Annotated in this window: 13 protein-coding genes; 8 read left to right on the top strand and 5 right to left on the bottom strand. The window is 68.1% G+C overall.

All coding sequences use genetic code 11. The features are described 5' to 3' along the window. Window positions 1–35: 35 nt before the first annotated feature. The 5 genes from bluB to ACNJ7K_RS19845 form a co-directional block, all read right to left on the bottom strand. Complete coding sequence (gene bluB, locus ACNJ7K_RS19865) at window positions 36–695, bottom strand: 5,6-dimethylbenzimidazole synthase (RefSeq protein ID WP_159416697.1); 660 nt, start codon at window positions 693–695, stop codon at window positions 36–38. A 1-nt stretch (window position 696) separates the two neighbouring features. After that, window positions 697–1,191 (bottom strand): glutathione peroxidase, encoded by a 495-nt coding sequence (locus tag ACNJ7K_RS19860; RefSeq protein WP_016695454.1) that lies wholly within the window; start codon window positions 1,189–1,191, stop codon window positions 697–699. Between the two features lie 47 nt (window positions 1,192–1,238). After that, on the bottom strand, window positions 1,239–1,865 hold the full coding sequence (locus ACNJ7K_RS19855; RefSeq protein ID WP_225623721.1) for a DUF1801 domain-containing protein: 627 nt from the start codon (window positions 1,863–1,865) through the stop codon (window positions 1,239–1,241). Between the two features lie 171 nt (window positions 1,866–2,036). After that, window positions 2,037–2,891, bottom strand: coding sequence for an IclR family transcriptional regulator (locus tag ACNJ7K_RS19850; protein ID WP_159416698.1), 855 nt, complete (start codon window positions 2,889–2,891; stop codon window positions 2,037–2,039). An 81-nt stretch (window positions 2,892–2,972) separates the two neighbouring features. Next, entirely contained in the window at window positions 2,973–3,824 is an 852-nt protein-coding gene (locus tag ACNJ7K_RS19845) for a hypothetical protein (protein ID WP_268655151.1), read from the bottom strand. 201 nt (window positions 3,825–4,025) lie between these two features. On the opposite strand from ACNJ7K_RS19845, the gene ACNJ7K_RS19840 reads away from it, so the two are divergent. From ACNJ7K_RS19840 to ACNJ7K_RS19805, 8 genes are all read left to right on the top strand, one after another. Further along, window positions 4,026–4,886, top strand: a complete 861-nt coding sequence (locus ACNJ7K_RS19840; RefSeq protein WP_159416700.1) for a VOC family protein — start codon at window positions 4,026–4,028, stop codon at window positions 4,884–4,886. A 134-nt stretch (window positions 4,887–5,020) separates the two neighbouring features. Beyond that, on the top strand, window positions 5,021–6,022 hold the full coding sequence (locus ACNJ7K_RS19835) for an alpha/beta fold hydrolase (RefSeq protein WP_120281446.1): 1,002 nt from the start codon (window positions 5,021–5,023) through the stop codon (window positions 6,020–6,022). Window positions 6,023–6,065: 43 nt separating this feature from the next. Then, the gene (locus ACNJ7K_RS19830; protein ID WP_159416701.1) at window positions 6,066–7,310 is read left to right on the top strand and encodes an acyl-CoA dehydrogenase family protein; all 1,245 of its coding nucleotides are present in this window, start codon (window positions 6,066–6,068) and stop codon (window positions 7,308–7,310) included. 83 nt (window positions 7,311–7,393) lie between these two features. Further along, window positions 7,394–8,683 carry an MFS transporter gene (locus ACNJ7K_RS19825; protein WP_487042084.1) on the top strand — a complete coding sequence of 430 codons (1,290 nt, stop codon included), beginning with the start codon at window positions 7,394–7,396 and terminating at the stop codon, window positions 8,681–8,683. Further along, on the top strand, window positions 8,676–9,920 hold the full coding sequence (locus ACNJ7K_RS19820; RefSeq protein ID WP_230788214.1) for a flavin reductase family protein: 1,245 nt from the start codon (window positions 8,676–8,678) through the stop codon (window positions 9,918–9,920). The genes ACNJ7K_RS19825 and ACNJ7K_RS19820 overlap by 8 nt, the downstream gene beginning before the upstream one ends. Window positions 9,921–10,032: 112 nt before the next feature. After that, entirely contained in the window at window positions 10,033–11,379 is a 1,347-nt protein-coding gene (locus ACNJ7K_RS19815; protein ID WP_225623720.1) for an MFS transporter, read from the top strand. Between the two features lie 80 nt (window positions 11,380–11,459). After that, window positions 11,460–12,839, top strand: a complete 1,380-nt coding sequence (locus ACNJ7K_RS19810; protein ID WP_120281441.1) for an MmgE/PrpD family protein — start codon at window positions 11,460–11,462, stop codon at window positions 12,837–12,839. A 28-nt stretch (window positions 12,840–12,867) separates the two neighbouring features. Beyond that, on the top strand, window positions 12,868–13,731 hold the full coding sequence (locus ACNJ7K_RS19805) for a fumarylacetoacetate hydrolase family protein (protein ID WP_120281440.1): 864 nt from the start codon (window positions 12,868–12,870) through the stop codon (window positions 13,729–13,731). Window positions 13,732–13,777 lie beyond the last annotated feature (46 nt).

The raw sequence follows: 13,777 nt of genomic DNA, 5'->3' as shown, positions 1-13,777 counted from the left end.
CTCGTGCACTCACGAACCGGCCGCCACCCGTCGGATCAGGCCTCCCGGTCGCCCGGCGCCACGAACCTGTCGCGGTGCACGGCCTCCTCGAGCGGGCGACCCTTCCGCCAGCCGAACCGTTCGAGGTCGGGGATTTCCTGCAGCCGCGTGACCGGGCCGACGCACAGCCACGCGATGGGACGCACAGGTGCGCTCACTCCGACGAAGTCGGCGAGGAAGTCCTCCTCGTAGAACGACACCCATCCCACGCCGAGCCCCTCGGCGGTCGCGGCGAGCCACAGGTTCTGGATCGCCAGCACGGCCGAGAACAGGCCGGATTCGTCGATGGTGTGGCGGCCGAGGATGTGCTTGCCGCCGCGTTCGGGGTCGTAGGTGACGACGACACCGGTCCCCGATTCGACGATGCCTTCGATCTTGATGGGGTCGAAGGTGCTCTTCCGGTCCTCGGGGAGCGAGTCGGCGAACGCCTGTCGGCAACCGGCGACGTGCTCGGCGAACTCCTTCAGCCGCTGTTCGTCCTGCACGACGACGAAGTCCCAGGGCTGGGTGTTGCCGACACTGGGTGCGTGGTGGGCGGCCCGCAGGATGCGCATCAGCGTCTCCTCGTCGAGCCGTTCCCCGCTGAATTCTGCACGGACGTCGCGACGCATGCGGATGATGTCGTACAGCGCGTCCCGCGCTTCTGTGCCGAACATGTCAGGCCGGCAGGATCTCTTCGAGGGCGTCGAGGATCTCGGGCGCATCCGGTTCCGTGCGGGGACGGAAGCGCGCGGCGACCGTGCCGTCGGGAGCGATGAGGAACTTCTCGAAGTTCCACTGGATGTCGCCGGCCTCGCCGGAGGCGTCCGGGTGCTTGGTGAGCTCGGCGTAGAGCGGATGCCGGTTCTCGCCGTTGACCTCGATCTTCTCGAGCAGCGGGAAGGTCACGCCGTAGGTGGCGGAGCAGAACTCCTGGATCTCCTCCGGTGTGCCGGGTTCCTGACCCATGAACTGATTGCACGGCACGCCCACGACGAACAGTCCGCGGTCGCGGTATTCCTGCGCGAGCTTCTCGAGCGCCGTGTACTGCGGGGTCAGGCCGCACTTGGACGCGACGTTCACGACGAGAACCGCGTGGCCCTCGTACGCGCCGAGATTCGTGGGTTCACCCGAGAGGGTGTTGATCGGGATGTCCTGGAGAGGCGTGGTCATGCTTCCAAACTATCGTGTGCCCGATCACTCCCCCGAACATCGGCGTGCTACATCTTCTCGCCCGGCAGCTCGGCGGCCTGCCTCACCCACTTCCGGATCTTGTCCTCGTCGAGGTCCTCGAGCCGGCGGATGTCGTGATAGCGCATCTCGGGATGCTTGGACCCCTTCTCGGGCAGCGGGTCGAGCGAACTCCCCCTGAAGAAACTCAGCTGCACGTAGTTGGTGAAGCAGCGGAACGTGAGGAACCAGCTGTCGTCGGCGGTGCCGTAGAGCGGCTGGTTCCACTTCACGGCGTTGTGGACGTCGGGAACTTCCTCGCGGATCAGCTCGTCGAGGCGCCGACCGATGTCATGCTTCCATTCGGGCATCGCCGCGATGTAGGCCTCGACCGGTTCCCTGCCCATCCCCTTCGGTATCTGCGGGTTGCCACCCGACAACAGCTTGGGTCCGGTGCCCTTCTCGGACTCGCTCATGAGGTCTCCCCTCCTTGTCCCGGCACGGGAGCACCCGCCGGGAATCCTTCTGCGATGTAGGAGCTCGTAGACCGGCCGCCAGGCCTCCGAGTCGGTCTCCTGCGACGGCGGTTCGCCTGCCGGCAGGGCGTCGAACTCGTCGAGGCAGACCGTCCAGCCCGCGGCGACCATCGCGGCGGTCTCCCGGTCGCCGCGCTCCACAGGCGTTCCTGCGGATACGGGTACTCCCGCTCGAAGCGGATCGCGGGACGGCCTTCGACATCGACGAATCGAGCCCGGTTCTTCACAGCGACTCCCGAAGTTGTGCGGTTGGAGAGCGTTGCGTGGCTTCTTCCCCGAACTATGCCGCATCCCTCCGACAGCAGGGTGCGATCAGGAGACCCGGTCGAACTCGTCCTCGATGTCCCACTGCAGCTCCGAGGTGCTGTAGTCCTGTGCGAGCTCGCGCGCCCGGATGAACTGCGTGGCGATCAGTCGGGAGGTGCGCAGGACCGCCGCGGCAGCCTTCACCCTGTCGAGCCGGCCCGTCGCCGCCGAGACGCTCACCGCGGCGATCGGCCGGCCGTTGACGAGCACCGGTGAGGCGACCGCGCTCATCCCCATGCTGAATTCGTCGCACGCCCACGAATGACCGTTCTCGCGCACCTCGGCGAGCTGCGAACGCAACCGGCCCGCGTGCCGGACGGTACGGCTCGAGCACGGCTCCTGCCGGACGTGGTGGGCGACCGCCCTCTCACGGTTCTCGGTGTCGAGGAAGGCGACGAGGGCCTTGCCCGACGCGGTGCTCAGGGCCGGGGCCCGGCCTCCGACGACGGGCGTGACGATCCGGCTGCGTGAACTCGTGATCTGGTCGATGAGGATGACGTCCCACGATTCGAGGACGGACAGTCCCACCGTGGCACCGACGTGCAGGAACAGGTCACCGAGCAGGGGTGCGGCGACCTCCTTGAGCCCGGTCGGACGGCTGTGGACGAAGTGGTTGCCCAGCTCGAACATCTTGATGCCGAGACGGTACTGGTTGCCGTTGCGGATGACGTGGCCACTGGCGGTCAGCTGCCCGAGGATCCGGAAGGCCGTCGATTTCGGCAGCGAGGTGAGCTGGGCCAGTTCGGTCAGGCTCATGGTGTGCCCGGCGTCGAGGAAGGCATCGAGCAGCGAGAGCGCACGGCCGACGGCGATGCTCGGCTTGACGTTGACGGCCGATTCCTGAGGGTTTCCGGAACTCACGGTTCACTGCCTTTCACCTATGACGACGGTCACCCCCAGGTGTCGAAGTCAACCACACCCACCGGCACGGTAGGGAAGTCCCTATCGACCGTACGCGTGGGTCAGGGGTTCGAAGCCGTCCTCGTACTCCCCCTTCGCCCGCTCGACCGTCACCGTCCCGAACACCTGCGAACGAAGCACCGCAGTCGCTCCCGGACCGAGTTCGAGTGCCGGACCGGCCGACGGGAGGACGAGCACCTCCCCGACGGACACCGAGCCGAACAGCGCGATCGCTCGGCGCAGCGCCGAGACCAGGTGCAGCGAGGCGGACGGGTGCGGCCGGTGCAGAGCCGTGGCACCGCCCACCTCGATGTCGAGGAGGGTTCCGGCCGGGTCGGCACCGGACGGCACGATCCAGGTGTCGGAGACGACGACGTGCCCGGCGTGAGCGTTGTCCGCGATGCACTCGAGGACCGTCGAACCTGCGGGCTCACCGACCCGTGGGCAGGCGACGACCAGCGCTGCGTGCACGCCGTCCACTGCACCGAGGATCTCTGCGACCGTCGCGTCCGGCCGGTCGATGCGTCGTCCGACGCGCAGCGCGAGCGTCGCGGAGACCCGCGGACGGACCAGGAGCGTGTCGGGGATCCCGGTGCCGGTGGCATGCACCGCACCGCCGAAGTAGTAGCCGCCGACCGCCACCTCACCGGCCGGGGTGTCGACCACGGTCACCGCGCGGCCCGCGACCCGGCACCCTTCGTCGGTTCCGCGCCGGAAATTGGTGACGGCCACGTCCTCGGCGCCCTGCTCGGCGTAGGGGGCAAGCAGTTCGTCGGCGGCTCGGGCCGGGCGCCCGGTCAGTCCGGCATTGAACAGCATGTTCGCGACCGTGCGCAGTGCCACCTGCTTGGGCGCTTCGTCCCACGGTGCCGGGGCCGGCGAGAGTGCGGTCATGGCGACCATGGTGCAGACCACACGGGCCGCTGAGGCAATCCGGCCGTGCCACCTGACGGAACCCCGTGGCGGTTTCACGCCGTGGCACGCGATACGTGCCAGCAGGGCGTGACCGGGGCCACTCTGTCATTCATCGCCGGACACGACCCGCCCCGAGCGGCAGGTGGTCGGTCCACAGGACGCAGGCAATCAGGAGGAAAGATGGGACGGGTCCGCGCATTCGGTTACCTGGTCGCGACCGTGAGGGACATCGAAGCCTGGAAGGTCTTCGCTGCGGACGTCCACGGAATGCAGATCGTGGAGCACACCGAGGACAGGCTCAAGCTCCGCCTCGACGAGCGGTCCTGGCGCATCGACCTGCACCGCGGCGAGGTCGAGCACATCGACGCCGTCGGCTGGGAGGTCCGCGGACCCGAGGACATCGAAGCCCTCGAGAAGGCGCTGATCGACCACGGCTACTCCACCCACCGCGCGAGCGCCGAGGAGGCCGCCTACCGCCAGGTGACCGACTACCTGGCCTTCACCGACCCGGACGGCCACGGCATCGAGGTCTACTACGGCCAGCACCGGGAGTCGGCGCCGTTCGTCTCCCCGACCGGCGCGCGCTTCGTCACCGAGGGCATGGGCATCGGCCACGTGATGTTCGCGGTCAGCGAGTCGGCTCCGTTCCGCGAGCTCTACATGGACATCCTCGGCCTCGGCCTGAGCGACTACATCGACATCGGCCCGGACCCGGGTACGTTCCTGCACTGCAATCCCCGCCATCACTCGGTGGCCTTCGCCCACCGTCCCGGCTTCGGCCCGCGCCTCGGCCACCTCATGGTGCAGGTCGACAACCTCGATACGGTCGGACGCGCCTACGACCGGATCCTCGAGGGAGCCGCGCCGCTGGGCGCCACGCTCGGCAAGCACACCAACGACGAGATGATCTCGTACTACGTCAAGACGCCGTCCGGCTGGGAGATGGAGTACGGCTACGGCGGACTCGAGATCGACGAGGACACCTGGGTTCCCGGCCGGTGGAACGCCGCCCACTTCTGGGGACATCAGCGCGTCGGCTGACGGACCCCGTCGAGCCCGTCCGGTGAGGACCGGACGCCGGTGCCGAACAGTGGCACCTCGCGATGACCCCTATCCGAGAACCCGTCACACACTGCTGCTCACGACGTGATGCACGCAACATCGAGGAGGACACCGTGTCGTTGACCGACGACCAGGAGATTCACGTTCCGGGACTGCTCAGCCGCTACGTCCGGCTGCAGACGGGCGTCAAGGCCCACTACTCGACCTCGGGCGAGAGCGGTCCTGCCGTCGTTCTGCTGCACGGTGGTATCCCCGGTAGCTCCGGTTCGGCCGGATTCCGTTACATGGCACCCTTTCTCGGCGCCCACGGCTTCCGTGTCTACTGCCCCGACTTCCCCGGCTTCGGCCTGACGGAGGATCCCGGACGCTTCTACGCGTACGGGCAGGGCGGCCAGGTCGACTTCCTGCAGGACTTCGTCAACGCCGTCGCCCTCGACACCTTCTGCCTCGGCGGCAACTCGATGGGTTGCCAGAACACCGTCAATTACGTTGTCGCACACCCGGAACGGGTCGAGCGCTTCGCGGTGATCGCCGGCATGATCGGCGACCTGGTCACCCGTGACGAGATGCGCGCGGTGGACAACCGGGCCAAGAACGGACCGCTGCCCGGCAGCGGCGGCACCTACGACGGTTCCGAGACGATGATGCGCGCGATGATCGAGTCGATGGTCGTCGACCCGTCCGGCGTCACCGACGAACTGGTCACCATGCGCACCGCCGCCGCGAACCGCAACCAGGAGTACTACGACGCCAACATGGGCCGGGTCCTGCGCCCGACCGACCCCGACGAGCTGCTCCGCCTCACCACCACGGGCCGGCTCGACCGGATCTCCATCCCGGGCATCGCGATGTTCGGCGACAAGGACGTGCTCTACGCCGTGGAGGCCGCCCACCTGCAGGAGGACGCACTGCCGAAGGTGCAGTTCTTCTACCCGGAGAACACCGGCCATCAGGGCCAGACCGACCGTCCCGAGCTGCACAACCAGGTCTTCCTCGAGTTCTTCCGCGACGGCAAGGTCTCCTGGGAGACCGCGCAGGCCGCCGGCATCTCGACCCGCCGCGCCCCCCGTCCCGATCTGGTCGACGTGCCCGCCGACGCCCTGTCCGCACGCTGACCCCGATACCTCTTTGCCCACTCTCGTACCAAGGAGCACCCCGATGACCACCTACGCCGAACCCCCCGTCACCACCACCGGTCTCTCCCTCGTCGAGCGCGCCAGGCAGATCGCCCCGATCGTCGCCGAGTACGCCGTCCAGAACGATCAGCAGCGCACGGTGGCCCCCGAGGCCGTGGAGGCGATGATCGACTGCGGCCTGACCCGGGCACTGCAGCCCGCGCGGTACGGCGGCGAGGAGGCCCACCCGGCCGACTTCGTCGAGGCGGTCATCGAGGTGTCGAAGTCCTGCACCTCGACCGGCTGGGTCCTCATGCTGCTCGGTGTCCACAGCTGGGAGGTCTCGCACATGACCGAACAGCTCCAGGACGAGCTGTTCCTCGACGATCCGACCACGCTGCTCTCCTCGTCCTACGCGCCGCACGGCAAGGCGACGCCGGTCGAGGGCGGCTACATCCTCGACGGTTCGTGGAAGTCCTCCTCGGGCATCACGCACGCCCAGTGGGTGATCCTCGGCGCGTCGGTCGAGGTCGACGGCAAGCCGATCATGCACAACTTCGTCGTGCCGCTGTCCGAGGCCGAGATCATCGACGACTGGTTCGTGCTCGGCATGCGCGGCACCGGTTCGCGCTCGGTCGCGCTGAAGAACGTCTTCGTGCCGGCGCACCGCGTGCTCGACCGCCAGATCCTGCTCGCTCAGGCAGGTCCCGGCCTGAAGCAGAACGTCAACCCGCTCTACCGGATCCCGCAGGGCTACCTCTACAACCTCGTCGCCGGTGCGCCCGCCCTCGGTGCCGCCTGGGCCTTCTACGACGAGTACGTCGCCCAGCTGAAGAAGTTCACCCGCCGCTTCGACAACCAGAAGCTCAGCGAGGACCGCGTGGAGCTGCTGCGCATGAACGACGTGCGTGTGCGCCTGTCCGATCAGCAGGAGACCGCTCTGCGGTGGCTGCGCAAGGGCTTCGAGCAGGCCGAGAACTTCGAGATCCCCGGCGATCTCGAGGCCGCCCGCGGCATCTACGACATGGCGCGCACCGCCGAGGCCGCACTGAACGTCCCGCAGCAGCTCATGCCGTCGATGTCGGCCAGTGTCGTGCACGAGGCCAACCCGCTCTCGCGCATCTACCGCGACCTGATCGTGGCCCGCCAGCACTTCACCCAGAACACCGACTTCGCCGCCGCGACCGCGGCGAACCTCGAGATGGGCAATCCGGCGGCCGCAGCCTTCCTGCTCAGCGACGAGGACCGCGCCGGCGCCCGCGAGCGCTCCGCCCGCCTCTACAGCTGATCAACGGTCGGGAGGCGCGGCCGGAACCCGGTCGCGCCTCCTCGTCATTCCGGTCCCGTACCGGAGGAAAGGACGCGCACACCATGTTCGAAGCGCTGCGGCACCGCGGCTTCGTGGTCTTCCTGACCGGCGCCTTCCTCACCAACACCGGTGGGTGGTTCCAATCGCTGGCCGTTCCGTTCGTGCTCTTCCAGATCACGGGTTCGGCCGCGTGGGTCGGTCTCGCCACCGCGGCGCAGTTCGTTCCGATCATGGTGCTCGGCCCCTACGCGGGTGCGCTCGCCGACCGGGTCGACCGGCGGTTGCTCGTGTTGTGGATGCAGCTGATGCGTTCCCTGGTGGCCCTGGCCATCTGCGTGTGCTGGCTCGCCGAATGGCACTCGCCGTGGCTGCTGCTCGGCCTCGCTGCGCTCACCGGCATCGGGCAGGGCGTGTCGATGCCGAGCTGGCAGGCACTGACCAACGACTACGCGCCGCGCGCTTCGCTCGCCTCCGCCGCGTCACTGAACACGATCCAGTTCAACCTCGCGCGATCGTTCGGACCCGCAGTGGCCGGTGTCGTCCTGTACTGGTGGGGACCGGCGGTCGCATTCGCGGTCACCTTCGTCATGGTGCTCTCCGTCGTCGTGGCGCTGATCGTCGCGAAACCCGTCAACGCCCCCGCCCCCGCCGCTCGGGGCAGCAGGAAGAGCGGGCGCTTCGTCGAAGGACTGCGCTACACCCGATCCACCCCGGGGGTGCTCACCGCGGTGACCGTCGTCCTCGTAACGGGCACTCTGGGGATGCCGATCTTCCAGCACGTGATCACGTTCTCCGAGGATGTCTTCGACAGCGGTGAGCTGGGTCTGGCCGCCCTCAACCTGGGACTCGGCATCGGCACCATGGCCGGCATCCCGCTGCTGGGAGGCGCCCTGCGCCGCGTCGGCCGGTCGACCGTCGCCCTCGTCGCCTTCATCGGCTTCGGAATCACGCTGGCACTCTTCGCCATCGCCCCGACGACGGTCACGGCCACCGCCGCCACCGTCGGCGTGGGCGTCTTCTTCCTCCTCTCCCTCACCATCGGGCAGAGCACCGTGCAGGTGCTCGTCACCGACCACATCCGGGGACGGGTGCTGTCGGTCAGCGTGATGGTCTACACCGGTTCGGTGGCCCTCGGCGCTGCTCTGCAGGGCGCGGTCGCCGACCTGATCGGCCTGCGGTCCACCGTCGGGCTCGCCGCGCTGCTGCTGGTCGTCGCGGCGGTGGTCCTGCGTTTCGGACCGCGCGGCCTGCGACTGTCCCGTCTCGACGATCCCGCCGAAATCGTCCCCGTTCCGTCCACGCCGGTCCCCGAAAGGACGCCGGTCGCCGAAAGGACTACGTCAGATGTCTGAAGCAACCACGCTCGCCGACCTTCCGGTCGCCGCGCCGATCGACCCCCAGCACATGCGGCACGTCCTGGGCAGCTACCCCACCGGCGTCGCCATCGTCACCGGACGCGCAGCCGACGGCACGCCGCTCGGCATGGTGGTCGGGACGTTCAACTCGGTGTCGATGGACCCACCGTTGGTGTCGTTCATGCCGATGAAGTCGTCGTACACCTTCGCCGCACTGCGCGAGTCGCGTACCTTCTGCGTCAACATCATGGCCGCCGACCAGGAACACGTGTGCGGGGCGTTCATGCGGCGGGAGAACAAGTTCGAGGGGGTCGACTGGCGCGAGTCCCCCACCGGTGCACCGATTCTCGAGGGTACGACGGCGTGGATCGAATGTGAGTGGTCGGACGTGCTCGACGCCGGTGACCACTACTTCGTCCTCGGCGCGGTGCGGGAACTGGCGACCGAGCGGAACTGCCTGCCGCTGTTGTTCTTCCAGCGGGGCTACGGCCGGTTCACGCCGGGATCGTTGATGGCCTCGGACTACCGCTCCCTCGCCGCCGCCATCCGCACGGCGGAGTGCGGACGTCAGGAAATGGAGCTCCTCGCCACCGAACTCGGCGTGGAGGTCAGCCTACTCGCCCCGCTCGGTGACGAATTCGCTTTCGTGGCAACGGCGAGCGCCGACGGTGCAAGTCACTCGACGATGCCCGGCACCCGTCTGCCGTTCGTCCCGCCGCTCGGTTCCCTCATGGTCGGCCACCGCGGCGCCCCGTCGAGCGAGGACTGGCTCGACCGCGTGCCGCGCCGGTCGCCGGAGATCCGCGAGGCGGCGGAGCTCCAGCTGCAACGCGTCCAGGAACGCGGATGGTCGGTGACCCTCTCGGGCGAGGTCGACACCCACACGCTCGACGAACTCGTCGATGCCTTCAGCACGCCGGACCGTACGCCGGAGCACGAACAGAGACTCATCGACGCCCTGCAGCGGATGTCCGCGCACCACGAACCGGCGGAGATCGATCCCGTGGCGACGTACACGCCGCTCCAGCTCTCCGTGCCCGTCCACGACCCGGAGGGTAATGTCGTCATGGTCCTGCGCTTGTCGAGGCTTCCCGAGAGCACTTCGGGCGCAGACATACTCGATTACATCCATCGAATCGAGCAGTCGGCGGCGGTCGTCGAGATCGCCCTGCGGCAGCCGACGGGATCCCGTTGCGGCACACCGGCCGACGATGCCACCCAGTGGCACCGGTGACTGTGATCACAACGGACCCCCACTGCACTATGTGACTGCCGCCACCTGGCGTGGTGTCGTCTCAGCTCGGAGCTTCGCTCCTCGAGCGCGACCAAAGTGAAGGAACCTAACGATGGATGTGTTGGCTGACATCAGGGCGTCGAAGATGACTCCCCTGCAGATCCGTGCGATCGCCATAGCACTCGCATTGATCATTCTCGACGGATTCGAGATCGCGGTGATGTCGTTCGCCGCGAAGCCGATGTCGGACGAATGGGGCGTCAGCTCCGGCACCCTCGGAATCGTTCTCAGCGGCAGCCTCTTCGGCATGGCCGCCGGCGCGATCCTGTTCAGCCCGTTCGGTGACCGCTACGGGCGTCGCACGCTGACCATCGTGTCGATGAGCATGGTCGTGGTGGGCATGGTGCTCGCGGTGATCAGCCCCAACGTCGCCACGATGATCGTCGCCCGTGTGATCACCGGGCTCGGTATCGGTGCCATGTCGCAGCTCAACGCGTACGTCTCCGAGTTCGCCTCGGAGAAGCGCCGCGGCACCGTCGTCGGCATCTATGCCACCGGCTTCCCCATCGGTGCCGCTCTCGCCGGTGTCGTGGCCGGCCTGTTCGATCCCGCCGACTGGAAGAACCTGTTCGTCGTCGGCACCGTGCTGAGCGTGGTGTTGCTCGTCCTCGCGTGGGCCGCACTGCCCGAGTCGATCGACTTCCTCGTCGCACGCCGTCCGAAGAACGCCCTCGAACGCATCAACTCGATGCTCGGCAAGATGGGGCATCCGGCGCTGAAGGAACTGCCCGAGCAGACCCCCGCAGACCGTCACAACGCCCGGCTCGGCGCCATCTTCACCGGCACCACCGGCATCAAGACGCTCGCCCTGTGGCTCGCCTACGCCTGCCTGATGGCCGCCTACTACTTCGCGAACTCGTGGATCCCCAAGCTGGTCGCCGAATCCACCGGCGACGTGCAGAGCGGCACCACGGTCGGCACCGTCCTCAACCTCGGCGGCATCATCGGCAGCCTCCTGTTCGCGGCCGCCGCGTTCCGGTGGATCCCCCGCAACATCCTCATGACCACCCTCGGTCTCGGCGCCATCGGTTACGCCGTCTACGGCGCGGCCTTCGGAGTCGGATGGCTCGCGATCACCCTCGGCATCTTCCTCGGCATCGTCGCGGTCGGCTCGGTCGCCGGCTTCTACGCCGTGGGCCCGACGGTCTACCCCGCCTCGCTGCGCGGCACCGGTGTCGGCTGGATGGTCGGCGTCGGCCGCCTGGTCTCGATCGTCTCCCCGATCGGCACCGGTTTCCTGCTCGAGAGCGGCTGGACCGCGGGCAACCTCTTCTACCTGATGGCGGTCCCGCTGGCGGTCGGCACGATCTGCATCGTCACTCTGGGCCGGATCCAGCAACGTGAGGAGTCCGCGAGCGACGGGCCCGTCGCTGCGCCGAACGATCTGGTCTCCAAGTAGGGATCCCCCACGAGTGAGCGGGGCCGTCGGCATGCGCCGCGGCACCGCTCGCTCGCAGAGACATCAGGAGATCCTCCACCATGAATCTCGCACGCACCCTGGCGTCCCATGCCATCGAAGCGACCCCGGATGCCGCCTTCGAGTCTCCGCACGATCGGTACCTTCTCGATCGGGTCGTGGACACGCTGGGCTGCATGATCGCCGGCACACGAGTCGATTCGACCCGCCGGGCCGCAGCACTCGTCACCCGGAACTCCGCACCCGGCCGGTCCTCCGTCGCGCTCGAGGAAGGAAAGGTCGGGCCTGCCTCGGCGGCCTACGCCAATGCACTTCTTGCCCGGGCCTACGACTTCGGCCCCCTGACCCCCTTCGACGGGGCGTCACCGATCTGGTCCCATATCTCGGAGACGACCGTACCCGTGGCCGTCGCCCTGGCCGAGGACTGCGGCGCTTCGGCACGGACGATGCTCGAAGCCCTCATCGTGGCCGACGACGTGGCAGCACGGATCAGCAGAGCACTCGAATTCGTCCCCGGGACCGGATGGGACAACCCCGGGCTCATCAACCGGTTCGCCTCGGCCGTCGTCGCCGCGCGGCTGTGGAACCTGAGTGCGGACGAACTGGTGCGAGCATGGGGACTGGTGCTCCAGCAGGTGTCGGGAACCTTCCAGGCCATCGACGAGCACAGTGATGCGTTCACCTTCGTGCAAGGACTCGCCGCGCGCGACGGTATCGAGGCCGCCGATCTGGTCCGGCACGGTTATGCAGGTGGCGACGGTGCGCTGGACGGCCGCTTCGGCCTGTTCCGCACATACGGCACAGGACTCCCCGACGAGTCCTCGGTGACGGCCGGTCTCGGTGAGGTGTACTTCGGGGACCGGATCGTCAAGCCTTATCCGGGTTGTCGATTCACACACGGTCCGATCGACGTCGCCAGGAATCTCCGCGAGGTCGCCGATCCGGGCACCGTTCGGGAGATCACCCTCACCGTCCATCCGCACCACATCGGCTCGCCCCTGGACCTCCCGGTGGAGGACGCGGAGGTGTCCCGGCCGGCGGCCCTGTTCGGCTTCCAGTTCCAGACTGCGAACGCATTGGTGCGAGGACGACCGGTGCCCGCCCACTTCGACGACCCGTTCCGCAACGACCCGGAGGTTCTCCGGCTCGCGCACCTCGTCCGTCTCCGACCTGCAGCCGAGTCATCGTTCCCCTTGACCGCGGCGCATCTCGAGATACGGGCGGACGACGGACGGACCCACGCGGACCGTATCGACCATCCGTGGGGTGACCCTCGTGGCGTGCCCGCCGGCCGCGCCGACGTCGACGCCAAGTTCGTGGCGAACTTGCGACATGCAGGTCTCGGGGACTCCGCCGACGCCTCGCTGTCCCGAGTGCGCGCGATCCTGGCCTCGAATGATCGAATCGACCTGTCCGCACTGTTCGGGCCCGGCGCCCCGTAACGCCTTCCAGTCCCTCGAGGAGAAACCCATGCGCATCGCCAACCTCGACAACCGTGCCGTCCTCGTCGTCGGTGACTCCGGCAACGAGCAGGCCGTCGACATCGCTACCGCCTCCGGCGGCCGGTTCGGACCCGAGCTCGCCTCGATCTACGAGTCGTGGGACGAGGTGCGGGCGTGGGCGGCGGACGCAGACGTCACCGACAACGCTTCGATCGATCGTGCCCGGCTCGGCGCCCCCTCCCCTGCGCCCCGCCAAGTCTTCGCGGTCGGGTTGAACTACGACGACCACGCCGCCGAATCGGGCTTCGAGGCCCCCACACATCTGCCCCCGGTGTTCACCAAGTACGTCTCGGCGTTCACCGGCCCCGACTCCGAGGTCACGATTCCGGACGGCGGCAACGTCGACTGGGAGATCGAACTCGTCGCCGTCATCGGTCGGGAGGCACGCGACGTCGACGCAGCAGACGCCTGGTCGTACGTCGCGGGCCTGACGGCGGGGCAGGACATCTCCGAACGCGTCGCCCAGATGCGCGGACCGGCGCCCCAGTTCGGTCTCGCCAAGTCGTATCCCGGCTTCGCTCCGCAGGGTCCGTGGCTCGTCACCCCCGACGAGTTCGCCGACCCGGACGATCTGGAACTGGGATGCGCGATCGACGGCGAGGAGGTCCAGAAGGGCCGCACGCGGGAGATGATCTTCTCCGTCCCCGCGCTGGTCGCCGAGCTGTCGCGCAACGTCACCCTGTACCCGGGCGACGTGATCTTCACCGGCACACCCGCCGGTGTGGGCATGGGCCGCGACCCGCAGCGCTACCTGCGCGCCGGTGAGCGACTCGACAGCTGGATCGAAGGCATCGGCGAACTGCACCAGCGTTTCGTCGCCGCCGGCGCGTAGATCTGCTGTCGCCGCCGGCTCCTGGTTGCTACAGAAATGGCTGTCC

It is taken from the genome of Rhodococcus shunpengi, assembly GCF_048381395.1.
In the GTDB taxonomy this organism is placed as follows: Bacteria; Actinomycetota; Actinomycetes; order Mycobacteriales; family Mycobacteriaceae; genus Rhodococcus.
The sequence above is the reverse complement of the archived record's forward strand: the minus strand, read 5'-3'. Positions and strand labels throughout refer to the sequence as shown.